A 25,129-nucleotide genomic window follows, 5' to 3' on the forward strand; every position below is an offset into this window, starting at 1 on the left:
CACACCGCCCCGCGGCCCGACGTCGGGTTCGCCCGCTTTCGATCCGCTCGAGAGGTGGCTGGTATGCGCGAGATCGGCGACGAACTGCTGCGATGGCTGGAAGCGGGCGAACGGTTCGTGCTCGCCTCGATCGTGGGAGTGCGCGGCAGCGCGCCCCGTGATGTGGGAGCGACCGCCGCGGTGCACGCCGACGGGACGGTGCTGGGCAGCCTCTCGGGCGGCTGCGTGGAGGGGGCGGTGCACTCGTTGGCCCTCGAAGCGCTGGCCGACGGCGAGCCGGTGCGGACCTCGTTCGACCCGGATCCGGACGATCCGTTCGCGGTGGGTCTCACCTGCGGCGGACAGCTGGACGTCTACCTGCATCCGGTCGACCCCGACGGCGAGCCCGACACGGAGGCGTCGGGAACGGACGGCACGATCGCGGCACTCGCCTGGGCGCTGCGCTCGGCCCAGCGTGGTCTTCCCGTCGCGGTGGCGCGGCTGCTCGACTCCGGACGGACGCTGTCGGTGGGAACCGACGAGCACGCGGGCGGCACCGGGGACGCCGAGCTGGACGGGACCGTGGTGGCCGAGGTGAGGGCGATGCTCGGCCGGAACACTTCCGGAATCAGGCAGCTGTGCGTCTCCGGTGGGCACGAGCACCCCATGTTCGTCGAGTCGTGGAACACCCCACCGCGCATGCTGGTGTTCGGTGCCATCGACCACGCCGCGGCGCTGGCACGGATGGGCAAGTTCCTCGGTTACCACGTGACGGTGTGCGACGCCCGTCCGGTGTTCGCCACGCGGCGGCGCTTCCCGGAGGCGGACGAGGTGGTGGTGCGCTGGCCGCACGAGTACCTGGCCGAGATCACCACGGATCGACGTAGCGTTGTCTGCGTGCTCACCCACGACGCGAAGTTCGACGTACCGGTGCTTCGGGAGGCGCTGCGCGGCCCGGCGTGCTACGTCGGTGCGCTCGGTTCCCGTCGCACCCATGCCGATCGGGTGGATCGGTTGCGTGCGGCGGGAGTGACCGCATCGGAACTGGAACGACTCCGCGCCCCCATCGGGCTCGACCTCGGTGGTCGGACCCCCGAGGAGACGGCGGTCGCCATCGCGGCGGAGATCGTGGCGCTGCACAACCACGGCAGTGCGCATCCGTTGACACACACCAGCGGGCCGATCCACGTTGCCTGAGCGGGTGGCGGGCGTGGTGCTGGCGGCGGGTGAGGGCCGCAGGTTCGGCATGCCCAAGGCGCTGGTTCGCTATCACGGCTCGCTGCTGGTGGAGCGGGCCGTGTCCGTGCTGCGCGCGGCGGGGTGTGAACCGGTGCTGGTAATCCTCGGCGCCGCCGCGGAGCGGATCAGGGAAACCGCCGACCTCGCCGGGGCGATGCCGGTGACCAATCCGGACTGGCGCAGTGGAATGGGTTCGTCGTTGCGGACGGGGTTGACCACACTGCGCGATTCGGAACGCTCTTCCGATGTGACGAGTGCTCTCATTCTTCCGGTGGACATGCCGGGAATTTCGGAATTCGCGGTACGGCGAGTCTCGGAATACGCCGCTCCGGGCGCGCTCGCGGCCGCCGGTTACCACGGCGAGCGCGGCCATCCGGTGCTGTTGGGCAGGATGCACTGGGACGGAGTACGCGACGCCGCCCGGGGGGACCGGGGAGCACGGGACTATCTGCGATCCCGTGAAGTAACGCTCGTGGCTTGTGAGGACGTGGCCGAGGCTTTCGATATCGACAGCCCGGAAGACCTGAACGGGGGATAACCCGTAGAGTCAATGACCACGCGTGAGTGACCGTGCCGATCCACGCCCAATGCGGCCGCCCTTCGGCCGGAACGCGCGAGTTCACGGCGATGATTGAGCATGCTGGACGCGGAGGCATCATGGCTCAAGGGCACATCACAGCCAATTACCTGCCCGACGGGGACGATTGGGTGGTGCACGTCTCTTCCGACTGGGAATCACGCAGCGCGCGTGCGCCGGGGCTGATCGCGGCAAGGGTCCAGGCCGACCAGCTGATCGAGCAGCTGGCGCCCAATTCGGCCGGACGCGTGGTCATCCACTTACTGGACGGCGACGGTTTCGCCTTCAGCATCGCCTACTTGCAGGCCAGACACGGACTGTCCGATGAGGCCACTCGGGCCGCCGCGCAGCAGGCGGCCGCCGCGGCGGCACAGCAGAATCCCGGCGGCTATCCCGTCTGAACGTCGGGTGCGGACCGAACGAGCTCCACCGGCGTCACCCGGCCGGTGTGCTCGGTGTAGCACGGCGGCGAACCGGGTCGGCGAAGGCCTACTACTAGGATGACTGCCCGTGAACACACCGATCGACCACGATTGGGAATCCGAGCATCCCGTGGGCGGCAGCCGCTCCCCTGACACGGGGGCCGCGCCGGCGAGGGGCAGGCCGCGGGATGCCACACGCGACGCCGCGTTGCGCGACGCCGCCCTCGAAGTGCTGGCCGAGGTCGGCTACCGCGCGTTGACCATGGACGCGGTGGCGGCGCAGGCGCGGGCGGGCAAAGCCACCATCTATCGTCGCTGGGAGTCCAAACTCGAACTGGTCATCGACACCTGCACCCAGCTGGCGCGGCGGAACATCCCGCAGCCGGACAACGGCTCGATGGAAAGCGATCTGCGCGAGTTCCTCAGCGCGTTCGCGGAGTTCCTCAGCGGCCCGGTCGGTAAGGGCGCGCAGGCACTCGTCGGCGAGCTGCCGCACGAGCCGGAACTGGCCGCTGCCTTCCGGGACTCCTTCCTGCTGCCGCAGCGCGACGTGCTGCGCAACATCATCGACCGCGGTGTCGAACGGGGTGAGACGAGTGAGCACGCCCCGGTGGACACCGTGGTGGAACTCGCCGGAGCCGCGTTGATCCACCGACTGATGTTGACCGGGGAACCGCTGGATCAGCCCTTCGTGAATCGACTGTTGCGCGAGGCACTGCTGCCGCTACTGCACCGGAATCCTTAGTACTCCGCGCGGAAACGGCCTGCTCCCCCTCCTCGGCCACTGGCACGAGAGTCACCGTCTCGTGGACTCGCAGCGCCTACCCCGCCGTGCCCGCAAGCCGGTCGGACGGCGGCCGGCTTGCCTCGGCAGGGACCTTCAGCGCAGCAACTTGCGCAGCACCAGAACCGCCGTGAGCGCGCCCGCGCCGATCAGTGCGTAGCGGATCCGGGGATCCTCCAGTTTCTCCCGCACGGTGGCTTTGCCCACCTCGACGGCGCGTGTGGGGTTGGCCTTGGTTTCCAGCTCGTCCAGCGAAGCTGCGAGCGCCTCACGAGTCTTTTCGATGTCGCGCTGGATGGCGTCGGGATCGCGGGCCACCTGTCCTCCTCGTACTTGCCGGGGTCTCGGCCTCGGGTGAGCTCTACGCGCGCCCGGGGAGCGTACTCCCGGCTCGGGCACTCTGGCTGTGCACACCGTAGATCACACCACAGCACCAGCGGGTGGTGGAGCTGCCCGTGTCGCGGAACGACCGAACCCGGACCTGCCCGTCACGCGACGTCGTGGATCGGTATCCTGACTCGCGAGAGGCCGTAGCCCAATTGGCAGAGGCACTAGGTTTAGGTCCTAGCCAGTGCGGGTTCGAGTCCCGCCGGCCTCACTCTCCCGCGCTTCCGCTGTGCTCCTTCTCCACTCGCGACCGCTCCGGTGGAACTTCCCGACGGTTTCCCCGGCGTGTGGGCCCTCACACCACACGTGCACACAACGGAAGTCGCCCCGCGGATTGTCCGGAGAACGAAACCGGCAGCGGGCCGGGAACACGGTGAGTCGGGAAGCGTCCTCCGCACGGATCACCGTTTCCGTACGGGAACGGTCGCCCCACTTCGGCTGATGACTCCCCTGCCAGAATGTGGGAGACCACGAGCTCCACGGAGGTGGCGATGATCGACGTCGGCGGTACCGCCGGTGGTGTGCGGCTGCGGCCACCGCGACACCGGGTCGCCCGCAAGGCCGTGCTCTGGTGGAGCTGCCAGGCCCTCTCCCGAGTGGCCGTACTGCTGCTGGCACTGGGCGGGGCGGCCTGGTGGCTGCCCGCTGCCCGCCAGTGGCTGGTGATCGCCCTGATCGTGTGCGGCGTGCTCGGAATCGGCTATGTCGCGGTGATGCCATGGTGGCGCTACCGGGTGCACCGCTGGGAAACCACCGATTCGGCCGTGTACACGGCCGCGGGCTGGTTGAGTCGGGAATGGCGAGTGGCCCCGATGTCGCGGATCCAGACCGTGGACACCGCGAGGGGGCCGTTGCAACGCGCGCTCGGGCTCTCCAGCGTCACCGTCACCACCGCATCCGCCGCGGGACCGCTGAGCATCGACGGGTTGGAACGGGATGTGGCCGCGGAACTCGCGGAACGGCTCACCAGAACCACGCAGGCCACTCCGGGTGATGCCACATGAGCGAACCATCCGACGAGCACCCGACCGGCGAACACTCAACCGACGAGCACCCAACCGACGAGCACCCAGCTGCCGAATCCTCCACCGGCACCGCATCGGGATTACCGGAGTCGTCGGAGACCTGGCAACGGCTCGATCCGAAAGCCATTCTCGCTTCGACAGTGCTGGTCATCGCGCCGATGTTTCCGGTCGTGGGGGTGATGGCGCTTTCCCGCGACAACTCCTCACGCGCGTTGGGCACGGCGGGCGTCTGGCTGCTCATCGTCCTGCTCACCACGCTGGGCTCCTGGCTGCACTGGTACTTCACCCGGTTCCGGGTTACCGACGAACGGTTCGAGCTGCGTCAGGGCAACATCTCGCGGAGTTTCAGTTCCATCCCTCGGGAACGCATCCGCAGCGTCGATCTGACCGCTCCGGTGGCGCACCGGCTGCTCGGCATCTCGGTGGTGAAGATCGGCACCGGCAGGCAGTCCGGCAGCGACGGTGATCTCAAGCTGGACGCGCTACCCACGGCCCGGGCGGAGCACCTGCGTGAACTGTTGCTGCGACCTCGAACCGGCCCGGCGAGCGGGACCGACGACTCCGGAACCAGCCCTTCCGGAACCGTCGAGTGGGAGCCCGGCTCGGAATTGGCCCGGATGCGCCCGAGCTGGTACCTCTACAGCACGCTGACCGCTTCCCTGCTGCTGGTCACCTGGGCAGCGCTCGGTTCCGCGATGAGCACCCTCGGCGACGTGTTCCGCGCGCTCTGGGTTTCCGACACCGCGACCGATTGGCTCTCCGACAAGGCGGTGTCGGTGTGGACCCAGGTCCCCGTGTGGTTGGTGATCGCCTCGGCCGTGGTGACGGTCCTGCTCGGTGGCCTGCTGGGGGCGCTGGCACTGTCCGTCGAAATGTGGTGGGGGTTCCGCCTCACCGGGGAAGGCGACACCACGCTCCGAACGAGGCGGGGACTGCTCACGACCCGCGCCGTCTCGCTGGAACGGCGCAGGCTGCGCGGGGTGGAACTGGCCGAGCCGCTGCTGCTGCGGTGGGCCGGTGGTAGCAGGCTCACCGCCGTGGCCACCGGGCTCGGAGAGGGCGCGACCGGGGGGCGCTCGGACAACAAGGCGCTACTTCCTCCGGCACCGCGCGGTGTCGCGGCTCGAATCGGCGCGCGGGTGCTGCAGCGCTCCGAGTCGCTCGACCACGGGAACCCGCTGGGTGCACACCCGCGTGCCGCACTGCGGCGGCGGCTGACGCGAGCGCTGCTTCCGGTGGTCGCGGCCTCGGTCGCGTTCGCGGTGGCCGCGGCACGCACCGAAGTGATCCCGTGGTGGAGTTGGCTGGTGCCGCTGTTGGCCGGGTTCCCGGCAGCGGCTTTCGCCGGGGACGCCTATCGCAATCTGGGACACGGCCACCGCGACGAGTATCTGGTCAGCCGCTACGGCACCGGAGTCAAACGCACCGTACTGCTGCAACGAGAGGGGATCATCGGTTGGCGCATCAGCCAGTCCCCGGTACAACGACTTACCGGCCTGCTCACCGTGGGTGCCACCACCGCGGCGGGGGACGGCTGTTACTACGTTCGCGACGCGGGAGCGGAGCAGGGTCTGGCATTCGCCGAACGCTGTGTGCCGGGCCTGCTCGAACCCTTTCTGGAAAAGAATTCGGAATCCGCTCGGGGTTCGACGAGCCCGCCGAACGAGGTGCCCCACGAAAGTGGAAGCGAAACCACCCAGTAGTACGAAAATTTTTCATATGGCGCGGCGCATCGAAAATCCCGAAAAGCCACAGCACCCGTTGACGCGCGATTCTTCGCTCAAAACGTCACGGAACCCCACCCGCGCGACACGAAACCCGAGACGAAATCGCATTTACCGACGATCTCGGGGCGGAAACCACCGCACCGTGCCCCATCGGGCGGGGGACCCTCTCCCTCACCAGGACGGGATCAGCTCCGGCGGGACTCATCCTTGAGCATGCTCAGGAACGAGTCCCATTGCCGCATGCCTACCGAGAGCTGCCCGGCGGGCGGATTCTTGCTGTCACGCACCCACACAGCGGTTTTCGCGAAACCGACCTCGACACATTGCCCCTGCCCCTGGGTTCGGCTACTACTACGCCATGACAAGAGTTCGCTCATCTACAACTCCCCTATTCGTGCCTGAATCACGCGCGACGATTCCTCCGGATCGGCGGCGTGTGCACGTAAATGATCCATCATGGCTTGATAGTTCGACAGTTCGTTCTCCCTTTCGAGGGACCATCCGCCCACATGCGTCTCCACATACACCACATCGGGATCGGCAGCACTGGCGTAGCGCAGCATCACGAACGGCCCCACCTGCGCGGGATGCGCATCGGTGTCCAGTGGCATGACCTGCAACGTGATGTGCTCGTGCTCGGCCATGCGCAGCAGGTGTTCGAGCTGTTCACGCAGTACTCGTGCGCCGCCCGCCCTCCTGCGCAGCGCGGCCTCACCGATCACCGCCCAGAGCCGGAGCGGTTCGTCGCCGGTGAGTCGTTGCTGTCGCCGTAGTCGCAGCTCGGCCCGGCGCCGGATGTCGTGCTCGTCGGCGTCGATAAGAGTCGCCTCGGTAATGGCGTGGGCGTAATCCTCGGTCTGCAACAGACCGGGCACGGCATCGGGCTCGTACGTTTCGATCGTCTCGGCCTCGGCCTCCAGCCCGATGTAGTTCTCGTACCACTCGGGCAGCACGTCGCCGTAGGCCTGCCACCAGCCACGCGCACGGGCGTCACGGGTCAGTTCGAGCAACTGCTGCCGCGCGTCTCCCTCGACACCGTAGAAATCCAGCAACGCGGTGACGTCCCGCACCGTGGGGGTGCGCTTGGCGGTTTCGAAACGGCCTATTTTCGCCTGGGTACAGCCGAGATACTGCGCGGCCTGCTGCTGAGTGACTTCACGAACGGCACGCAGCCTGCGGAGTTCGGCCGCCAATCTGCGGCGCCGCACCGTCGGGCTCACTGTCATGTCCCCAGTCTGCGCCGTCCGATCTCGCAGCGTCACCACACTGGCGCACGAACGACTCGGCGACGCACTTCCGAACGAAGCAGTCCGACGGCGTCATCCGGTGGGGTGGCCGACCGGCCGAACGGGAGGGCATCCGTTCACGGTTTCGGGATGTTGCGCAGATTGCTGCGTGCCAGCCGGACCATCTTTCCGACACCACCGGCCAGCACCGTCCTGCTCACGGCGAGCGCGAATCCTTTGACCTGACTGCCGGTGATGTGGGGCGGGATGGAAAGCGCGTTGGGGTCGGTGACCACGTCGACCACCGCGGGTCCCGGATGCGACAGCGCGTCCCGCAGGGCGACCCGGACCTCCTCGGGCCGCTGCACTCGCACGGAGTACATCCCCAGCGCACTGACCAACGCGGCGAAGTCCACCGGATCGTGGTCGGTACCGAAGTCGGGCATGCCGTCCACGAGCATCTCCAGCTTCACCATGCCCAGCGAGGCGTTGTTGAACAGCACCACTTTCACGGGCAGCTGCTGCGTGCGCAGGGTCAACAGTTCCCCGAGCAACATGGCCAGTCCGCCGTCACCGGCCATGGCGACGACCTGCCGGTTCCCGTCGGCCAGTTGCGCCCCGATCGCGTGCGGCAGCGCGTTGGCCATCGAGCCGTGGATGAACGAACCGAGCATCCTGCGTTCGCCGTTGGGGGTGATGTACCGGGCCGACCAGACGTTGCACATTCCGGTGTCCACTGTGAACACCGCGTCCTCGTCCGCGAGGTCGTCGAGCACGTCGGTGACGTATTCGGGGTGGATGGGAACCTGCTTGTCGACGTCCTTGGTGTAGGCATCCACCACGCGTTCCAGCGTCTCGGCGTGTTCGCGCAGCATCTGGTCCAGGAAGGACCTGTCGGTCTTGGTGTCGAGATGCGGCAGCACCGCCCGGATGGTCTCGGCGACGTCGCCCTGGACGGCGACGTCCAGCACGGTGCGGCGGGCGAGGTGCGCGGGTTCGATGTCGACCTGCACGGTGTTGGCCTGCGGCAGGAAGTCGTCGTAGGGGAAGTCGGTTCCGAGCAACACCACGAGGTCGGCCCGATGCATGGCCTCGTGGCAGGCACCGTAGCCGAGCAACCCGCTCATCCCGACGTCGTACGGATTGTCGTACTGGATCCACTCCTTGCCCCGCAGCGCGTGCCCCACCGGCGATTTGACCGTCTCGGCCAGTCGCATCACCTCGTCGTGCGCGTGGCGGGTTCCGACACCGCAGAAGAGCATGACCCGCTCCGCCGAGTTGAGCGCGCGGGCCAGCTCGCGCAGCTGGGACTCGGGTGGGACCACGGTCGGCGGCTGACAGTGCACCATTCCCTGGCGAACCGGATTGACCGCCGTACGCTGCGCCACGTCCCCGGGCAGCACCAGCACCGAGACACCTCGGCTTCCCGCCGCCGTCTGCAACGCGCTGCGCAGCAGCCTGGGCATCTGTTCCGGTTGGGAAAGCACCTCGCAGAGATGGCTGCACTCGTTGAACATCCGTTCCGGGTGGGTTTCCTGGAAGAAGCCGGTGCCGATCTGGGCCGAGGGGATCTGCGAGGCCAGTGCCAGCACGGGAGCACCGCTGCGGTGCGCGTCGAACAGCCCGTTGATCAGATGCAGGTTGCCGGGGCCGCAGCTGCCCGCGCAGACTGCCAACCCGCCGGTGAGCTGCGCCTCGGCGGCCGCCGCGAACGCGGCGCTCTCCTCGTGGCGTACGTGGACCCACTCGATGCCGTCGGTGCGTCGGACCGCGTCGACGATCGGGTTGAGACTGTCTCCCACGATGCCGTAGATCCGTCGGACACCGGCCTCGACGAGCACCTCGATGAACTGATCGGCCACTGTCGACATGGCTGCTCCAACGAGACCTACGGGGATAACCGTGCCCGACGGGTACTCCCCAACCGGTGGCACCGCGCTACGGGCTCCAGTCAGCGAGCCTCACCGCCCGGTTGACCGGACGCAACTCGAAAGAGCCGAGACCCGGCTCTCACCCAACGCACTCACCCATTCGGGGGATACGAGTAACGTTGTCCACTTCTCGAGCGATCTCATCGGCGACCCAGCAAGATGATCTCGGGAAAGGAAAGTGGTGAACGTCCGCGGTTACACCCTCTCCGCTATCGCGGTGACCGCTTCGGCGGTCGCCGGACTCTGGTTCGGCGCCATCATGGCCAATGCCGATGTGTTCCGCTCCGAACAACCGACGGCGGAATCGACGTCGCCGATGGTTTCCACAACAACCACACCGCGTCCGTAGCCGAACGGCATCGGCTAGCGTCGGGGCATGACAGCGAAACTCTCGACGGGCGACACCGCCCCCGACTTCACTCTGTCCGATGCCGATGACAACTCCGTGACCCTCTCCGATTACCGCGGGAAATCGGTGGTCGTGTACTTCTACCCGGCCGCCGGTACCCCGGGGTGCACCAAGGAGGCCTGCGACTTCCGGGACAGCCTCGCCGAGCTGGAGGGCGCCGGTTTCGCGGTGCTGGGGATCTCGCCCGACAAACCGGCCAAGCTGGCCGAGTTCCGCGAGGCCGAGGGGCTGACCTTCCCGTTGCTCTCCGACCCGGGCCACGAGGTCATGACCGAGTGGGGCGCCTACGGCGAGAAGCAGAACTACGGCAAGACCGTGCAGGGCGTTATCCGCTCGACGTTCGTGGTCGATCCGGACGGCAAGGTGGCGCAGGCGTGGTACAACGTCAAGGCCACCGGGCACGTCGACCGGCTGCGGCGCGAGATCGGAGTCTGACGGGAAACTCACGGTGAAACGACCATCCCCGCGCGACGGGCCGCATCGGGCGGTCGGGCTGGGCGAGGACCGCGTCGAACCGTGAATCCCGTCGGAAGCTATTCGGTCGAACCGACGAGGTGGGGCCCGTTCCCGGCGCGGGCCCGACACGCGCCCGGTTCGGTCGGCGTCCTTGATCCGGGCAGCGTCCCCTTGATCCGGGGCGGCGTCAATTTCTCGCGAAATCGCCGCGCCTGCTGCGCGAGAGCGCCGAAACACCCACTCACGCGGCCCGAGCGACCATCCCAACAGCTCACTCCACCGGAAACCGCTCCTAGTCCACCGCCAGGTAGATCGCCACGGCGGCGGCGATCACCACGACCGACCAGCGCAGCACCATCGGCGGGAGGCGACGCGCGACCTTTCCTCCCAGATAGCCGCCCAGCAGCGTGCTGGGGATCAGCGACAGCACAGCCGCCCAGTCCACCGGTGCGAGCAGCGCGTAGATCACCAGCGTGACCGCGCTGCCGAGCAGGCTCAGCCAGTTCTTGGCCGCGTTGAGGATCCTGAGCTCGGCGTTGGCCGTAAGCACCAGGACGACCACCAGGATCACGCTGCGAGCGCCGCCGAAGTAACCACCGTAGACCGAGGCGAGCAGGATCCCGGCGGTGAGCAGCACCGTCCGATCGGGGCCGTGCTGATCGGGATTTCCCAGCCAGGAGCGGATGCGGTTCTGGAACGCCATCAATACCGCCGACAGCCCCACCAGCGCCGGGACCACCGCGTCGAACACCGACCCGGGCAGGATGAGCAGCAGGGCGCAGCCGCCCACCGAGCCGAGCACCGCCGCGATCGAGGTCGGCAGCAGTCTGCCGCCGTTACGAACCAGATCACGCCGCTGACCGAGCGCCGCGCCGATGAAGCCCGGCCCCTGCGCCACCGCGTTGGTCACGTTGGCGGCCAGCGGGGACAGCCCGGTGCCGAGCAAGGCGGGAAAGACCAGCAGGGAGCCCCCGCCCGCCACGGCGTTGACACCGCCAGAGAGGAATCCGACGAGCACCAGCAGCGACAGTTCGAGCCATTCGGGAAGCACGCCGGAAACCTAGCCGCCGCGCTCCGCTCAGCTCAGCCCGGGGAGACACTCGCCACTCGTGGGCCGTGCAAGATTCGCCGGGTGGCTCTCTCGAACGGCCCCCACCGGGCTGCAGTGAACCGCCGCGGGATCGCCTGTCGAGACACCGAGGGGTGCGGGACGTCCGACCGGGAGGCCGACCGCTACGAGACCAGCTTCCGCAGGTGCGGCAGCAGCTCGCGCAGCGCCCTGCCCCGGTGCGAGTCCGCGTCCTTCTCGGCGGCGGAGAGCTCGGCCGAGGTGCGGGTCTCCCCCTCCGGAACGAAGATCGGGTCGTAGCCGAAACCGTTGGAACCGCGCGGTTCGCGGATCAGACTACCGGGCCAGGTGCCGCGCACCACGGTCTCGGAGCCCTCCGGCGTCACCAGTGCGGCCGCCGCCACGAACGCCGCACCACGGCGCTCGTCCGGCACGTCGCCGAGCTGGGCCAGCACCAGGTCCAGGTTGGCCCGGTCGTCCCCGTGCCCACCTGCCCAACGTGCCGAGAGCACTCCGGGCATCCCGTTGAGCGCGTCCACCGCCAACCCGGAGTCGTCGGCCACGGCGGGAAGCCCGGTGGCGCGCGCCGCGTCGACCGCCTTGGCCACCGCGTTGGCCTCGAAGGTGGCCCCGGTCTCGGGGGCCTCCGGGAACTCGGGCACGTCGTCGAGGCCGATCACGTGCAGACCGGCCACGCCCGCGTCGTCGAGAATCCGCCGCAGTTCGGCCAGCTTCGCGGCGTTGCGGGTGGCGAGCAGCAGCTTGCTCATGCGGCGCTCCCCGGAAGTTTGCCCGGATACGGCTCGGCCAACGCCTCGGACTGCAGCTCGCACAGCCGTGTCGAGCCCGCCAGAGCCATGTCCAACATCTTGTCCAGTGTGGACCTGGGGAACGTGGCGCCCTCGCCGGTTCCCTGCACCTCCACGAAGGTTCCGTGGTCGGTGGCGACGACGTTCATGTCGACCTCGGCGCGGGAGTCCTCCTCGTAGGGCAGGTCCAGCCGTACCTTCCCGTCGACCACACCGACGCTGACCGCCGAGACCGCGCAGGAGAGCGGTTTGGGATCGGAGAGGCGTTTGGCGGCGCGCAACCAGGTGACGGAGTCGGCCAGCGCGACGTAGGCGCCGGTGATCGCGGCGGTGCGGGTACCGCCGTCGGCCTGGATCACGTCGCAGTCCAGCGTGATGGTGTTCTCGCCGAGCGCGCTCATGTCTATGCAGCTGCGCAGCGACCGCCCCACGAGCCTGCTGATCTCGTGGGTACGTCCCCCGATCTTGCCCTTGACCGACTCGCGCACGCCGCGCGTGTTGGTGGCCGAGGGAAGCATCGCGTACTCGGCCGTCACCCAACCCAGGCCCGAACCGGTACGCCAGCGCGGCACGCCCTCCTGCACGCTGGCCGCACACAGCACCCGCGTACGTCCGAATTCGACCAGCACCGATCCGGCGGGCCAGTCCTGATACCCGCGGGTGATACGTACGTCCCGGAGCGCTTCGTCGCTCCTGCCATCAGCTCTTGCCACGCGCCCCACCCTAGAACGTCTTCCCGTGCCTGCCGGAAGGCGGCGGTTCCACTCGGAGGAACAGGAGATTCACACCCCGCGATCGCGGACGGCGTGCGCGGCTCGAAGGAGTTCCCTCACTCGGCGACGGTGCGCCAGCTCACGGACTCGGGGCGCTGCGCGGTGCGCAGGAACTCCCGCAACGCCTCGGCCAGCGTGTCCAACGGCACCCCACTACCTTCGGGGAACTCGACGTCACCACCGTGCAGTGCCGGCGCGGCGGGCTCACCCTCCGGAACGGCGAGGTCGTGCTCCACGTCGATGTAGCTCAGGTAGCCGTAACCATCCCGCACCGCCACGCACACATCGTGGTCGGGCATCCCCTCGTCGTCATCGGCGAGTTCGCGGGACTCGTGCCAGACCGTGGCGACCCCCGCGTTCGGCTCCGCCAACCTGGTGAGCAGCCCGTCGATCTCGTCGGGCTCGGTCAGTGTGACCCCGTCGCCGCTGTTGGCGTCCTCGGGCGAATCGATCGGCCACACGGCGGTGATCGTCACGGAGATCCTCCACTGCGAACGGTCACGAACACTGACGTCCGCAGTATTCCACTCCCCCGAGGGCCCCAGGACGGGCACCTGGGAGGAGTCCCGACCGTCCGAGGAAGCCGTGTCGCCGCCCGGTACCGTTCCTTCCCGCTCGTCGGCCCGCGCGCGATTCCGCCGGGTGGGCACCCCCGAGACTCGTCTCGGCGGAGTCCCGCCGCCCGCGTTCAGACGTTCAGACCGCGTACTGGGCGGCGGTGGTGACCAGCTCGGTGGAAACGGCGGTGTGCTCGCGCGCCTCGGCCAGGATCGCGGCGTGGTCGGACCAGGGCTGCAGGTGAGTGAGCAGCAGCCGCCGCGCCGAGGCGTTATTGGCCAGCTCCGCGGCCTGCTTGCCGGACAGGTGCAGCCCCTCGGGTCGTTCCGGCGAGTCCGGCCAGGACGCCTCCGCCAGCAGCACGTCGGCGTCCCGCGCCAGCTCGGTGAGCTCCTCGCAGGGCCCGGTGTCGGCGGTGTAGGCCAGCACACGCCCCTCGGCCGCGATCCGGAATCCCCAGCTGGGGCACACGTGGTGCACGGGGAAGGCGCTGATCTCGAAGGGCCCCAACCGCAGCGGCGTCTCGGGCATCGGGGCGAAGTCGAACACGTCCGAGAGATCGGCACCGGCCCGTTCGGCGGCGTTCGGCGCGTACAGCGCGGCGAGTCGTTCCGGGGCCTCCGCCGGGGCGTGGACGGTCAGCTTCCGCTCGGCCGGGTCGTACGGCGGCGCGGGGTGGTAGCGGCGCAGCACGGTCAGCGCACCGAAGTCGGCGCAGTGGTCCGGGTGCAGGTGTGACAGCAGCAACGCCTCCGGCGTGAACGGGTCGACGAAGCGCTGCAACGTGCCGAGCGTGCCATTACCCAGGTCGAGCAGAATCCTGGTGTCGCCGGACTCCACCAGATACCCCGAGGCGGGCGCGTCGGGTCCGGGAATGCTGCCGGAACATCCGAGAATCGTCAGCTTCACGCGGTCGAGCGTGACACGTCCGGAGGCGACACAACATCGGATGTGACGGACGGCCCGAGAAAACGCCTGGCGAGTTTGGCGAACGGCTCGGGTGATCCGGTCGCCCGGAACTCGTGGTCGGGGGTGGCGGCGGGATCGAGCGGTTCCGCCAACGAGTCACGCTCGGTCAGCACGCGGGCGACCTCCCCGGCACTCTCCTCGGCGCTGGAGACCAGCGTCACCTGCTCCCCCATGACGATCCGCAACACCCCGCTGAGCAACGGATAGTGCGTGCAGCCGAGGACGAGGGTGTCGACGTCGGCCCGCTGCAGCGGCTCCAGGTAGCTCTGCAGCAGCCCCAGGATCTGGCGTCCCGAGACGGTGCCCCGCTCCACGAAGTTCACCAACCGCGGGCAGGCCACGGGATACGGCGTCACGTCCGGGACGGCGGCTAAGGCGTCCTCGTAGGCGCGCGACCTGACGGTGGCGCTGGTGCCGATCACCCCCACCCTGCCGTTGCGGGTGGTGGCGGCCGCCTGTCGCGCGGCGGGCAGTACAACCTCCACGACCGGTATGTCGTAGCGCTCCCTCGCGTCGCGCAGGCAGGCCGAGGAGGCGGTGTTGCAGGCGATGACCAGCATTTTCACGCCCTCTTCGACGAGGGAGTCGGCCACCGACAACGCGTGCTCCCGCACGCTGCGGAGCGGCAGGGGGCCGTAGGGGGCGTTGGCGGTGTCGCCCACGTAACGCAGCCGCTCGGCGGGCAGCCGGTCCATGATCGCGCGGGCGACGGTCAGACCGCCCACGCCGGAGTCGAAGATCCCGATCGGTGCTTGGGTCACGATCCGAGTCTGCCCGGTAGGTCGTCACCTCGCGCGTACCGCGCTGTGTGCGTCCGGTCACCGCGGCGGACCAGCCAGGCGGCCAGCACACCGCCCAGCGCGCCGAACAGGTGCGCCTGCCAGGAGACGTGCCCCTGTCCGCCGGGGAGCACACCCCACAACATGCCGCCCCAGTAGACGAACAGCACCACCGCGACGAGGATCTGGCCCGCGCTGCGGTTGAAAAAGCCCCGCACGAGCAGGAAGAGCAGCCAGCCGAAGGCGATGCCGGAGGCGCCGAGGTGGGTGGTTCCGTCCTGCCCGGTCAGCCAGGTCCCCAACCCGCCGACCAGCAGCACCACCAGGGTCACCGCGACGAACTGGCGCAGCCCACCCGCCATGCACAGCCAGCCGAGCACCAGCAGCGGAACGGTGTTCAGCATCAGGTGCTCGAACCCGAGATGCAGGAACGGCGACCAGACGATCCCGTCCAACCCGTCGAGCTCCCGGGGCTGGATGCCGTTCGCGTCCAGTCCGGTGACGCGCGGGCTCATGACGCCGGTCTGGAAGAACAGCTGGTCGATCAGTTCCAGCAGGTAGAGCAGGGCCACGATGCCCAGCATGATCAGCGCCGCACGTGCGGGGTGCCGTGGTATCACGCGTGGTTTGGGTGCTCGGCTCGGTCCTCCGGGCGGTGAACTCACACCGCCGAGCCTACGCCGAGCCGAAGCGGACTCACCAGCTCGGGAATCATCCGATGTCGGGTCACCCGCGGCGAGAGCCCGCGGGAGGTCCCGCCCGACCGAGCGACCCGACAACCCCACCGGAAAACTTCGATCAGGCCCAGAGCTGGCCGTCCAGCCGCTGTGCCGCCTCGTCCAGGGTGCCGCTGTAGGCACCGGTGGAAAGGTACTTCCACCCCGCGTCGGCCACCAGGAAGACGATCTCGGCGGACTCCCCCGTCGCGGCGGCTCGTTCGCCCACGGTCAGCGCCGCGTGCAGCACCGCCCCGGTGGAGATTCCCGCGAAGATCCCCTCGGACTCCAGCAGCTGCCGGGTACGGCGCAGCGCGTCGTAGGAGCCGACGGAGAACCGCCGGTTGAGCACGTCGGCGTCGTAGAGTTCGGGGACGAATCCCTCGTCCAGGTTGCGAAGTCCGTAGACCAGCTCACCGTAGCGCGGCTCGGCGGCGACGATCTGGGTGCCGGGGTTCTGCTCGTGCAGATAACGGCCGACGCCCACCAGCGTTCCCGTGGTGCCCAGCCCGGCCACGAAGTGGGTCACGCCGGGCAGGTCGCGCAGAATCTCGGGACCGGTCCCCCGGTAGTGGGCCTCGGCGTTGGCCGAGTTGCCGTACTGGTAGAGCATCACCCAGTCCGGGTTCTGCTCCGCGAGTTGTTTCGCCACGGCCACGGCCTGGTTGGAACCACCTTCGGCCGGGGAGGAGACGATCCGGGCTCCGTACGCCTGCAGGATCTGCCTGCGTTCCTCGGAGGTGTTCTCCGGCATGACGCACACCAGCCCGTAGCCCTTCAGCGAAGCGGCCATGGCCAGCGAGATGCCGGTGTTCCCGGATGTGGGCTCGAGAATGGTGCAGCCCTGGGTGAGGGTCCCTTCCTTCTCGGCGGCCTCGATCATCGCCAGTGCGGGCCTGTCCTTGACCGATCCCGTCGGGTTGCGGTCCTCCAGCTTCGCCCACAGCCGCACGTCGCGTGCGGGTGAGAGGGCGGGAAGCCCCACCAGCGGCGTGTCGCCCAGGGTGTCGAGCAACGAGTCGTAGCGAGCCACGTCTACCTCCTCCCCGAGAGGTGAATGCTTCAGCGCATGCCACCGGCGACGGCAGGCAGGATCGTCAGGCTGTCACCGTCGGTGACGGTGGCTTCCAGACCACCCACGAACCGGACGTCCTCGTCGTTGACGTAAACGTTGACGAAGCGGTGCAGTCCACCGTCCTTGACCAGCCGATCCTTCAGGCCGCTGTGCCGCGAGTCCAGATCGTTGATGACCTCCGCGACCGTGCCTCCGTCGGCCTGCACCGACTTCTGCCCGTCGGTGTGACTACGCAGGATCGTCGGGATCGAAACGTTGACTGCCATGACGCAACCTCCTACTACACGAAATTTCGCAAATCCACCCGACAGCCGCCTCGTGCGTGATCGCACGACGCGGGGCTCAGCCTAGGTCGGGGATGTCGTCGCCGCCGGTGTGGGCGAACATGTAGGACTCGACGACCTCCACCGGCTCCTCGGTGACGACGCCGTCGACGATGCGGTAGGAGCGCAGCTCGTATTCGTGCGGGTCCCTGGTGGACACGAGCACGTAGTGCGCGTTGGGTTCCGAGGCGTACGAGACATCGGTCCGCGAGGGATACGCCTCGGTCGCGGTGTGCGAGTGGTAGATGACCACCGGCTCCTCGTCGGCGGCATCCATGGCTCGCCAGACCTGCAGTTGCTCGGTGGAGTCGAACCTGTAGAACGTCGGCGAACGTTCGGCGTTGATCATCTCGATCATTCGCTCCGGGCGGTCCGACCCCTCGGGTCCCGCCACAACACCACACGCCTCATCCGGGTGGTCCCGTCGAGCATGCGCAACCATCGCATCCACGAGGTCGCGTCGGATCACCAGCACAGCCACCATCCTACGGGGTGATTCACCGTGGTCCCACAATGTGAACCCGGTGACCGGTCGTTCATCGGTCGAAACGACATTCGACCATGATTCATTCCCGTTCGGGATGGTAAAGACGCGTGTAACAGGGCACAGCACCCACCGATTCCGCCGCGAGCACGGCGTGCACGATCGCCCGGGCGGTCACCCGCGCCGCCGCCGTGCACACCTCGTCCAACGCCGCCAACCAAGGGGGTTCACCCGCCGAGGGGGTGGCGCGTTCACCTGTGGCCAGCGCGAAAACCGTGTCCCCGTCGGTCATGCCGTGAGCCGGGCGTATCGCCCTGGCCAGTCCGTCGTGGGCCGCGACCGCGATCCTGCGGCACTCCGACTTGCCGAAATCGGCGTCGGTGGCCACGACCCCGATCGTGGTGTTGAGCGGGGTGATCTCGTTGCCCGCGCGGTCGGGGCGTGCGGTGCGCCGCGCCGCTGAACCGACGGTTTCCGGGGAGGGGCGCGGCAGGTCGAACTCACCTTCGAGGCCGCTGTCGAGGGCCCACGGCAGACCGCTTTCCGGGTCGATCACGGTTCCCGAGGGGTTGACCGCCATCAGCGCGCCGACCCTGGTCCCGTCGGCCAGTACCGAACTCGCGGTGCCGAGGCCACCTTTGATCGCCCCCGCCACTGCCCCCGTACCCGCGCCGACGTTCCCGGAGCCCGGATGGCCCGCGGTCCGCGCTTCGCACGCGGCGTAGCCGAAGGTGGCGTCGGGACGTCTGCCCCAGTCGCTCATGGGCAGATCGAACAGCACCGCGGCGGGCACCACGGGCACGACCTCGTGCGGGGTGGGGCCTACGGACACGCCGTGACCGCGTTCGGCCAGCCAACGCATCACGCCGTCGGCGGCCGAGAGCCCGTAGGCGCTGCCGCCGCCGAGCACGATCCCGTGCACCCGTCGCACCAGGTTCTCGGGGGCCAGCACGTCGGTCTCCCTGGTGCCCGGACCGGCGCCGCGAACGTCCACGGCACCGGCGGCCCCGGCAGGCGTGAGCACCGCTGTGCTCCCGGTGGCCCACCGTTCGTCCAACCGTCGCTGGTGACCGACCGTGACACCTGCGATGTCGGTGATCGCGTTGTTGGGTCCCGCGCCGGGAAGCGAATCGACCATGTGCGTCATCCTCGACGACCGGAGGGATCGAACGCGAGCATCCCCGCGAACGGCGGGTCCCTACGCCTCCCGACACGCGGCACCGCACGAGATCCGTCGTTTCGGACCGTGCTCACTTCCTCGACTCGCCACAACGCCGCGAGGCGCCGACTCGACCCGCGGCAACCGAGCCGGAGGGGGTCGGTCAGCTCGACCACTCAGGAAGCGAGCGCCTGGATCAGGCTCTCCTGTACCCAGGTCAACCACTGGTAGACGTAGTAGTGCTCGCGTTGCAGCTGGTCCTCGGGGGGATCCTCGGGAACCTCCTCGGAGACCCCGAGCGCGGTACCGAGCGCCAACCGCACGTCGTTGAGCGCCGAGAGCCAGCTGTCGGCCTGGTCCTCGGTCAACGAGACCCCGCCGCCTCGCTCGGGACAGGTGTCGAGCACGGTGGCGGCCACCCCGCTCTTGTGCTCGATCAGCTCGGGCTCGTGCAGTGAGCGCAGCGCACCGGCTGTGTCGGAGCTTTCGGCCTCCGGTTCGAAGCTGTCCCGTTCCGGCCGGATGAAGTCGGGCAGCAGCCTGGCGAGGACGCTTTCCTCCGGGGGTGTGCTCGGCCCGGCGCGCATCCCGGTCAGCTCGGCGAGTTCGTCCTGCGGCGCCTGGTCGGCTCGGGCGGTGAGCATGTCCCTGATCTCACCGACGAGTCCCCGGATCACCGCGGCCTCGTTCGGTTCGAGCTCGGTCACCAGCCTGCCGTTGTCACGTGTCCAATCCTGCACTGGATTCGCTGCCCGTTCACGAGTCGTGCTGCATGGTGGCCCAGAGCCCCGCGGCGTGCAGTTTCGCCACGTCGCCCTCCACCTTTTCCTTGGAGCCGGAGGAGACCACGGCCCGGCCCTTGTTGTGCACATCCAGCATGAGCTTGGTGGCGTGCTCCTTGCTGTAGCCGAAGATCTTCTGGAGTACGTAGGTCACGTAGGACATGAGGTTGACCGGATCGTTCCACACGACGGCCACCCAGGGACGTTCCTCGCTCGCGGCCTCCTCCGGTTCGGCCTGCGCACTTTCGACTTCGGCGGGCGTGGTCATACGTCCATTCTCACACGATGGCCGCGGGCGACGGCCGCCCACGCGGCTCCGGCCGACACGTAATCTCGCGGGCATGACCGATCCAGCCAGTACAGCGCTGCGCACCGACCACTACGAACTGACCATGCTCAGCAGCGCCCTGCGCGACGGCACCGCACACCGGAACTGCGTGTTCGAGGTGTTCACCAGGCGCCTGCCGGACGGCCGCCGCTACGGGGTGGTCGGCGGGGTGGAGCGGCTGATCGAAGCGGTGGAGAACTTCCGGTTCGACGAGCGAGTACTGGAGGTCCTGGAACGCGACCGGGTCTGTGACCGGCGCACCCTGGAGTGGCTGGCGAACTTCCGGTTCACCGGTGACATCGACGGCTACCCGGAGGGGGAGCTTTATTTCCCCGGGTCGCCGCTGTTGACGGTCAGCGGGACCTTCGCCGAGGCGGTGCTGTTGGAGACGGTGGTCCTTTCGATCCTCAACCACGACAGTGCGATCGTGGCGGCGGCCACGCGCATGGCCTCGGCCGCCAACGGCAGACGCATCATCGAGATGGGTTCCCGGCGCACTCACGAGGAGTCGGCGGTCGCCTCGGCGCGTGCCGCCTATCTGGCCGGGTTCACCGCCACGTCGAACCTGCTGGCCGGAGCCAGGTACGGGATTCCCACCGCGGGCACCTCGGCGCACGCGTTCACGATGCTGCACGACAGCGAGCGCGAGGCGTTCGAGTCGCAGGTCGCCGCCCTGGGGGCGGACACCACCCTGCTGGTGGACACCTACGACATCACCGAGGGGATCCGTACCGCGGTGGAGGTGGCCGGTACGGACCTCGGCGCGGTACGCATCGACTCCGGGGACGTGGGGGTGCTGGCCAGGCAGGCCAGGGAACAACTCGATTCGCTGGGGGCAACCGGGACGCGGATCGTGGTGTCCGGTGACCTCGACGAGTTCGCCATCGCTTCGCTGCGCGCCGAACCGGTGGACGTCTACGGCGTCGGCACCTCGCTGGTGACCGGTTCCGGCTACCCCACCTGCGGGATGGTCTACAAACTGGCCGAGGTGGACGGTCGTCCGGTGGTCAAGCGCAGCTCGCACAAGGAGTCACGCGGCGGCAGCAAGAACGCGCTGCGCAGACACAAACCCACCGGAACCGCGCTGGAGGAAGTGGTTCACCGCAACAGCCCCGGCACCGAGCCACCGGAGGCGGGCCCGTACGACAGGTTCGTGCAGCTGCCGTTGGTCCGCGGTGGCGAACGGGTCGAGAACCTCCCGGGGCTGGAGGACAATAGGCAACGCCTACGGCACGCGCTGGTGAGTCTGCCCTGGGAGGGGCTCAAGCTCTCGGCGGGCGAACCAGCGATTCCCACGGTGTTCGAGAACTTCTGACCCGCCCGACGGGGGGCGAACGAGCGGCGCGGCACAGCTTTGCTGCGGCGGGGCTGTTCATGGGACTGGGCTGTTCGTGTGACGGGGCTGTTCATGGGACGAGGCTGTTGGAGGTACGGGATGGCCAAGGCGTTGATCGTCGTCGACGTGCAGAACGACTTCTGCGAGGGCGGCGCGCTGGCGGTCGAGGGTGGCTCGGAAACGGCGGCCGCGATCTCCCGGCTGCTGGCGGAGTCGGACCACGAGCACGTGGTGGCGACTCGTGACTACCACATCGACCCGGGGGAACACTTCTCGGACGAGCCCGACTTCGTGACCTCCTGGCCGGTGCACTGCGTGGCGGGATCTTCCGGGGCCGCCTTCCACCCCGAACTGGACGTGGCCCCGATCGACGCGGTGTTCTCCAAGGGGCAGTACAGCCACGGATACTCCGGTTTCGAGGGCAACGGTCTGGCGGACTGGCTGGCCGCGCGGGGTGTGCGGAAGGTCAACGTGGTCGGGCTGGCCACCGACCACTGTGTGCGTGCCACCGCGCTGGACTCGGCCGACGCCGGATTCGACACCCGGGTGCTGCTGGGACTGACCGCCGGCGTCTCGGCGGGGACCGTGCACGAGGCGCTGCGGCAGCTTCGCGAGGCCGGGGTCGAGCTGACGGGTGAACCAGTGGTTCGTGGCCAGTAAGACGCCCAGCAGGACTCACGGGGGGACTCGGCCTTCGGGCAGCGGCCACTCGAACGCTCGGCCCACGGCGTGTGGGTCGAGGCCCCGGGCCCACGGCGGCAGCCTCACGGGATCCGTCGACTCGCGGACACCGGTCACGAGCGTCCGGAACGGACGTCGAACGTCCCCCGGGCGGACGGCTGCGATGCCCGTGACGCGCTGCGGTAACGTCGGTGAACGTGCCGGCATCCGTTCCGAACTGGTCCGTTCCCGACGTTTTCGAGCCCGATGGTACCGAAGAGCTGCCTCCGGAGCTGACGTCGAACGCGGATTCGAGTCCCGAGGCCCTCACCGTGGAATCACCCGGTGAGATGAAGCAGCGTGACCTCACGAACGGGACGACCACGGGCAGGTCGGGGCAACGGGCCGATAAGGGTTCCGGGGCGGCGAAAAGCAGCGCGACGCGAAGCACGGGGACGGCGGCCGCCGGGAACCGGACCGACGTCGAACCCGCTGATCTGTCCACATTGCTCTCCGTCGCGGTGGAGGCCGTCGGCGGCAGCGAACGGGACGGCCAGACCGCGATGGCCCAGGCCGTCGACAACGCGATCGCCTCCGGCGAACACCTCGCGGTACAGGCGGGCACCGGCACGGGCAAGTCACTCGCCTATCTGGTCCCAGCCATCCGCCACGCGGTCACCGCCCACACCACCGTGGTGGTTTCCACCGCGACGATCGCGCTGCAGCGTCAACTGGTGGACCGCGACCTGCCACGGCTGGCGGACGCGCTCGCGGAGTCACTGGGGCGAAGGCCCACGTTCGCGATCCTCAAGGGCAGGCGCAACTACCTGTGCCTGAACCGGATACACGGCAACGCCCCCGACGAGCCGGACGAAGGGGCACTTTTCGACGCTTTCGCCGCGTCCTCGCTGGAGCGCGAGGTACGACGGGTGCACGACTGGGCCTCGGACACCGAGACCGGGGATCGCGACGAACTCGTGCCCGGCGTCTCGGAACGGGCCTGGCGGCAGGTGTCGGTCACCGGCAACGAATGTCTCGGCGCGCACCGCTGCCCGGTGGGCTCGGACTGCTTCGCCGAGCAGGCCCGCAACGAGGCCGGACGCGCCGACATCGTGGTGACCAATCACGCGCTGCTGGCCATCGACGCGCTCGACGACCGACCTGTGCTGCCGGAGCACGACATGGTGGTCGTGGACGAGGCGCACGACCTGGTCGACCGGGTCACCACGGCCGCCGGGGGCGAGCTGTCGGGCAACGCGATCAAGCAGGCGGCCCGCAAGTGCGGGCGCGCCGTGGAGGAGGAGATCGCGGATCGGCTCAACGAGGCCGGTGAGGGACTCGAATTCGTGTTGGGCGAGGCCGAGCCAGGTCGGCTGGGCGAGCCGTCCCGCCAACTGTCCGCCGCACTGTCCGGGATACGCGACGCGGCGGCAGCCTGCGTGAACGCGCTGGGGCCCGAACAGCGCGAGGACGTGGAGTCGGGCAGCGCACGCAAACTGGCGCTGGCGCCCACCCAGGAGATCCAGGACACGGCGATCCGGCTGCTGGACGCGTTCGAGGAACCGGAGCAGGACCGACGGGACGTGATCTGGATCAGTGCGGAGAACAACCGGCCTCCCTCGTTGCAGGTGGCGCCGCTGGGAGTCGGTGGGCTGCTGCGGGAGCGGCTGTTCGGGCAGCGCACCACGGTGCTGACCTCGGCCACGCTGGCATTGGGGGGTTCGTTCGACACGTTGGCCTCGCAGTGGGGGTTGCCGCCGCAGCGGGAGGCGAGACCGGCCACCGACACCGCGACCGCGCAGGAGCCGCCCTCGGACGAGTCGGAACCGAGCTGGGTGGGGCTCGACGTGGGATCACCGTTCGACTACCCGCGCAGCGGCATCCTCTACGTGGCGCGACACCTGCCGAAACCCGGGCGGGACGGTCTCCCGGATGCCTATCTGGACGAGCTCACCGAACTGGTGACAGCGGCGGGCGGGCGGACCCTGGGCCTGTTCTCGTCGATGCGCGCCGCGCGGCAGGCCAGTGAACAGCTGCGGGAACGACTGTCCACTCCGGTGCTGTGCCAGGGGGAGGACAGCACCTCGCAGCTGGTCGGCTCGTTCGCCAAGGATCCGGCCACCAGCCTGTTCGGCACGTTGTCGCTGTGGCAGGGCGTGGACGTTCCCGGGCAGTCGTTGCAGTTGGTGGTGATGGACCGCATCCCGTTCCCCCGACCGGACGATCCGCTCGCCTCGGCTCGGCAACAGGCGATATCGGCACGCGGGGGCAACGGTTTCATCACAGTGGCGGGAACGCACGCCGCGCTACTGCTGGCGCAGGGTGCGGGCAGGCTGCTGCGCTCGGCGGGCGACCGAGGGGTCATCGCGATACTGGATCCCCGGTTGAGCACGGCACGCTACGGCGGATTCCTGCGTGCCTCGCTGCCGCCGTTCTGGAACACCGAGAGCCCGGATGTGGTGCGCGGCGCGCTACGGCGCCTGGACGAGGCCGCGAGATAGCCGGAAAAGAGCGGGGTCCTCGGGCTGGGGTCCTCGGGCTGGGGCGGGCGCCGGGCGGCGAACCCGGCTCGGCGCTTTCCCGTAGCGGAGTCCGATTCCCGAACTCCGCTACGGGGGCGGTTCACCTGCCGGCCTCGGAAAAAGTCGTGCCACGTTCGTGCTGACGTTCGGACTGCTCGGGCACCTCCGGATGGGCGTACTCCTCCACGCGCATCGCCGCGCCGAGCGCGAAGAACGTGGGGGCCCACTCCCCGATGAAAATTCCCCACCTGTCCGCTCGCGCCAGGTGCTCCCCTTGCAGCCCCCGGGAAGCACCCCAGGAGGTGATCGAGAAGAGTATCGAGGCCACCCCCGCCACGAACATCTTGTCCGAGTCCACTCCGTACTTACGCAGCATCGAAAGCATGGCGCCACCTTTCGGATCACGCCCGCTCCGCCACGGCTGGGGACAGCCGATACCTGGGGAGCCGGGCACTTTTCGGGCCACCCCCCGGATTTCCGGTTTGAGCTTTCGTAAACCCGCCGGGACCGCCACACCGGAGCGGCATGTGTGCTGCTTCACGGTCAGGGGTGTCGATTCCGCGCGAAATCGACACCCCGGTTGTGGGAACCCCACAACGCGAGGCGATCTTTTCTGTAATCGGGC

The 25,129-nt window shown here is 68.8% G+C and carries 29 protein-coding genes and 1 tRNA gene; 12 read left to right on the forward strand and 18 right to left on the reverse strand.

Annotation, left to right across the window (positions count from 1 at the left end):
- Nucleotides 1-63: 63 nt before the first annotated feature.
- The 4 genes from ACOQFL_RS12375 (at nt 64) to ACOQFL_RS12390 (ending at nt 2,962) form a co-directional block, all read left to right on the forward strand.
- On the forward strand, nt 64-1,176 hold the full coding sequence (locus tag ACOQFL_RS12375; protein ID WP_435544296.1) for an XdhC family protein: 1,113 nt from the start codon (nt 64-66) through the stop codon (nt 1,174-1,176).
- The gene (locus ACOQFL_RS12380) at nt 1,169-1,756 is read left to right on the forward strand and encodes a nucleotidyltransferase family protein (protein ID WP_435544297.1); all 588 of its coding nucleotides are present in this window, start codon (nt 1,169-1,171) and stop codon (nt 1,754-1,756) included. Before ACOQFL_RS12375 ends, ACOQFL_RS12380 begins: the two co-directional genes overlap by 8 nt.
- Nucleotides 1,757-1,875: 119 nt before the next feature.
- The gene (locus ACOQFL_RS12385) at nt 1,876-2,196 is read left to right on the forward strand and encodes a hypothetical protein (protein ID WP_435544298.1); all 321 of its coding nucleotides are present in this window, start codon (nt 1,876-1,878) and stop codon (nt 2,194-2,196) included.
- A gap of 151 nt (nt 2,197-2,347) precedes the next feature.
- Entirely contained in the window at nt 2,348-2,962 is a 615-nt protein-coding gene (locus ACOQFL_RS12390; protein ID WP_435544678.1) for a TetR/AcrR family transcriptional regulator, read from the forward strand.
- Between the two features lie 135 nt (nt 2,963-3,097).
- Here ACOQFL_RS12390 and ACOQFL_RS12395 read toward each other — a convergent pair whose 3' ends face one another.
- Nucleotides 3,098-3,319, reverse strand: coding sequence for a DUF3618 domain-containing protein (locus tag ACOQFL_RS12395; RefSeq protein ID WP_435544299.1), 222 nt, complete (start codon nt 3,317-3,319; stop codon nt 3,098-3,100).
- Nucleotides 3,320-3,525: 206 nt separating this feature from the next.
- Here ACOQFL_RS12395 and ACOQFL_RS12400 point away from each other — a divergent pair.
- From ACOQFL_RS12400 to ACOQFL_RS12410, 3 genes are all read left to right on the forward strand, one after another.
- A tRNA-Leu gene (locus ACOQFL_RS12400) sits at nt 3,526-3,599 on the forward strand.
- A 280-nt stretch (nt 3,600-3,879) separates the two neighbouring features.
- Nucleotides 3,880-4,392, forward strand: coding sequence for a PH domain-containing protein (locus ACOQFL_RS12405; RefSeq protein WP_435544679.1), 513 nt, complete (start codon nt 3,880-3,882; stop codon nt 4,390-4,392).
- Nucleotides 4,389-6,116 carry a PH domain-containing protein gene (locus ACOQFL_RS12410; RefSeq protein ID WP_435544300.1) on the forward strand — a complete coding sequence of 576 codons (1,728 nt, stop codon included), beginning with the start codon at nt 4,389-4,391 and terminating at the stop codon, nt 6,114-6,116. The genes ACOQFL_RS12405 and ACOQFL_RS12410 overlap by 4 nt, the downstream gene beginning before the upstream one ends.
- Before the next feature lie 209 nt (nt 6,117-6,325).
- Here the strand turns inward: ACOQFL_RS12410 and ACOQFL_RS12415 are convergent, their stop codons facing one another.
- The 3 genes from ACOQFL_RS12415 to ACOQFL_RS12425 form a co-directional block, all read right to left on the reverse strand.
- A complete protein-coding gene (locus ACOQFL_RS12415) occupies nt 6,326-6,517 on the reverse strand; it encodes a DUF397 domain-containing protein (RefSeq protein ID WP_435544301.1) in 192 nt (63 codons plus the stop codon).
- A complete protein-coding gene (locus ACOQFL_RS12420; RefSeq protein ID WP_435544302.1) occupies nt 6,518-7,366 on the reverse strand; it encodes a helix-turn-helix domain-containing protein in 849 nt (282 codons plus the stop codon). It abuts the gene before it with no gap.
- Between the two features lie 137 nt (nt 7,367-7,503).
- Complete coding sequence (locus ACOQFL_RS12425) at nt 7,504-9,237, reverse strand: pyruvate dehydrogenase (protein ID WP_435544303.1); 1,734 nt, start codon at nt 9,235-9,237, stop codon at nt 7,504-7,506.
- 241 nt (nt 9,238-9,478) lie between these two features.
- Between ACOQFL_RS12425 and ACOQFL_RS12430 the strand changes: the two genes are divergently transcribed.
- Together ACOQFL_RS12430 and bcp are read left to right on the forward strand one after the other, a co-directional pair.
- Nucleotides 9,479-9,646, forward strand: a complete 168-nt coding sequence (locus tag ACOQFL_RS12430) for a hypothetical protein (RefSeq protein WP_435544304.1) — start codon at nt 9,479-9,481, stop codon at nt 9,644-9,646.
- A gap of 27 nt (nt 9,647-9,673) precedes the next feature.
- Nucleotides 9,674-10,141, forward strand: coding sequence for a thioredoxin-dependent thiol peroxidase (gene bcp / locus ACOQFL_RS12435; RefSeq protein ID WP_435544305.1), 468 nt, complete (start codon nt 9,674-9,676; stop codon nt 10,139-10,141).
- Between the two features lie 313 nt (nt 10,142-10,454).
- Here the strand turns inward: bcp and ACOQFL_RS12440 are convergent, their stop codons facing one another.
- From ACOQFL_RS12440 to clpS, 13 genes are all read right to left on the reverse strand, one after another.
- Nucleotides 10,455-11,213: a sulfite exporter TauE/SafE family protein gene (locus ACOQFL_RS12440; protein WP_435544306.1), complete on the reverse strand. Its 759-nt coding sequence runs from the start codon at nt 11,211-11,213 to the stop codon at nt 10,455-10,457.
- A 182-nt stretch (nt 11,214-11,395) separates the two neighbouring features.
- Nucleotides 11,396-12,001 carry an RdgB/HAM1 family non-canonical purine NTP pyrophosphatase gene (gene rdgB, locus ACOQFL_RS12445; protein ID WP_435544307.1) on the reverse strand — a complete coding sequence of 202 codons (606 nt, stop codon included), beginning with the start codon at nt 11,999-12,001 and terminating at the stop codon, nt 11,396-11,398.
- Nucleotides 11,998-12,753 carry a ribonuclease PH gene (rph, locus tag ACOQFL_RS12450; protein WP_435544308.1) on the reverse strand — a complete coding sequence of 252 codons (756 nt, stop codon included), beginning with the start codon at nt 12,751-12,753 and terminating at the stop codon, nt 11,998-12,000. Before rph ends, rdgB begins: the two co-directional genes overlap by 4 nt.
- A gap of 116 nt (nt 12,754-12,869) precedes the next feature.
- Nucleotides 12,870-13,289 carry an Imm1 family immunity protein gene (locus tag ACOQFL_RS12455; RefSeq protein WP_435544309.1) on the reverse strand — a complete coding sequence of 140 codons (420 nt, stop codon included), beginning with the start codon at nt 13,287-13,289 and terminating at the stop codon, nt 12,870-12,872.
- A 220-nt stretch (nt 13,290-13,509) separates the two neighbouring features.
- The gene (locus ACOQFL_RS12460) at nt 13,510-14,280 is read right to left on the reverse strand and encodes an MBL fold metallo-hydrolase (RefSeq protein WP_435544310.1); all 771 of its coding nucleotides are present in this window, start codon (nt 14,278-14,280) and stop codon (nt 13,510-13,512) included.
- Nucleotides 14,277-15,101, reverse strand: a complete 825-nt coding sequence (gene murI / locus ACOQFL_RS12465; RefSeq protein ID WP_435544311.1) for a glutamate racemase — start codon at nt 15,099-15,101, stop codon at nt 14,277-14,279. Before murI ends, ACOQFL_RS12460 begins: the two co-directional genes overlap by 4 nt.
- Nucleotides 15,098-15,739 (reverse strand): rhomboid family intramembrane serine protease, encoded by a 642-nt coding sequence (locus tag ACOQFL_RS12470; RefSeq protein WP_435544680.1) that lies wholly within the window; start codon nt 15,737-15,739, stop codon nt 15,098-15,100. The genes murI and ACOQFL_RS12470 overlap by 4 nt, the downstream gene beginning before the upstream one ends.
- Nucleotides 15,740-15,917: 178 nt before the next feature.
- Nucleotides 15,918-16,868, reverse strand: a complete 951-nt coding sequence (locus ACOQFL_RS12475; RefSeq protein ID WP_435544312.1) for a PLP-dependent cysteine synthase family protein — start codon at nt 16,866-16,868, stop codon at nt 15,918-15,920.
- Nucleotides 16,869-16,897: 29 nt separating this feature from the next.
- On the reverse strand, nt 16,898-17,176 hold the full coding sequence (locus ACOQFL_RS12480) for a MoaD/ThiS family protein (RefSeq protein WP_435544313.1): 279 nt from the start codon (nt 17,174-17,176) through the stop codon (nt 16,898-16,900).
- A 76-nt stretch (nt 17,177-17,252) separates the two neighbouring features.
- A complete protein-coding gene (locus tag ACOQFL_RS12485; protein ID WP_092632748.1) occupies nt 17,253-17,708 on the reverse strand; it encodes a M67 family metallopeptidase in 456 nt (151 codons plus the stop codon).
- A 91-nt stretch (nt 17,709-17,799) separates the two neighbouring features.
- Entirely contained in the window at nt 17,800-18,855 is a 1,056-nt protein-coding gene (locus ACOQFL_RS12490) for a P1 family peptidase (RefSeq protein ID WP_435544314.1), read from the reverse strand.
- 197 nt (nt 18,856-19,052) lie between these two features.
- Nucleotides 19,053-19,616 carry a DUF2017 domain-containing protein gene (locus ACOQFL_RS12495; protein ID WP_435544315.1) on the reverse strand — a complete coding sequence of 188 codons (564 nt, stop codon included), beginning with the start codon at nt 19,614-19,616 and terminating at the stop codon, nt 19,053-19,055.
- A 16-nt stretch (nt 19,617-19,632) separates the two neighbouring features.
- Nucleotides 19,633-19,926, reverse strand: coding sequence for an ATP-dependent Clp protease adapter ClpS (clpS, locus tag ACOQFL_RS12500; RefSeq protein ID WP_092929481.1), 294 nt, complete (start codon nt 19,924-19,926; stop codon nt 19,633-19,635).
- Nucleotides 19,927-19,999: 73 nt separating this feature from the next.
- On the opposite strand from clpS, the gene ACOQFL_RS12505 reads away from it, so the two are divergent.
- The 3 genes from ACOQFL_RS12505 (at nt 20,000) to ACOQFL_RS12515 (ending at nt 24,483) form a co-directional block, all read left to right on the forward strand.
- On the forward strand, nt 20,000-21,301 hold the full coding sequence (locus ACOQFL_RS12505) for a nicotinate phosphoribosyltransferase (RefSeq protein WP_435544316.1): 1,302 nt from the start codon (nt 20,000-20,002) through the stop codon (nt 21,299-21,301).
- Nucleotides 21,302-21,421: 120 nt separating this feature from the next.
- The gene (locus ACOQFL_RS12510) at nt 21,422-21,982 is read left to right on the forward strand and encodes a nicotinamidase (protein WP_435544317.1); all 561 of its coding nucleotides are present in this window, start codon (nt 21,422-21,424) and stop codon (nt 21,980-21,982) included.
- A gap of 218 nt (nt 21,983-22,200) precedes the next feature.
- Entirely contained in the window at nt 22,201-24,483 is a 2,283-nt protein-coding gene (locus ACOQFL_RS12515; protein WP_435544318.1) for an ATP-dependent DNA helicase, read from the forward strand.
- 121 nt (nt 24,484-24,604) lie between these two features.
- Here ACOQFL_RS12515 and ACOQFL_RS12520 read toward each other — a convergent pair whose 3' ends face one another.
- Nucleotides 24,605-24,889: a hypothetical protein gene (locus ACOQFL_RS12520; protein WP_435544319.1), complete on the reverse strand. Its 285-nt coding sequence runs from the start codon at nt 24,887-24,889 to the stop codon at nt 24,605-24,607.
- Between the last annotated feature and the right edge of the window lie 240 nt (nt 24,890-25,129).

It is taken from the genome of Actinopolyspora sabaoui (genome assembly GCF_051225635.1).
Taxonomy (GTDB): domain Bacteria; phylum Actinomycetota; class Actinomycetes; order Mycobacteriales; family Pseudonocardiaceae; genus Actinopolyspora.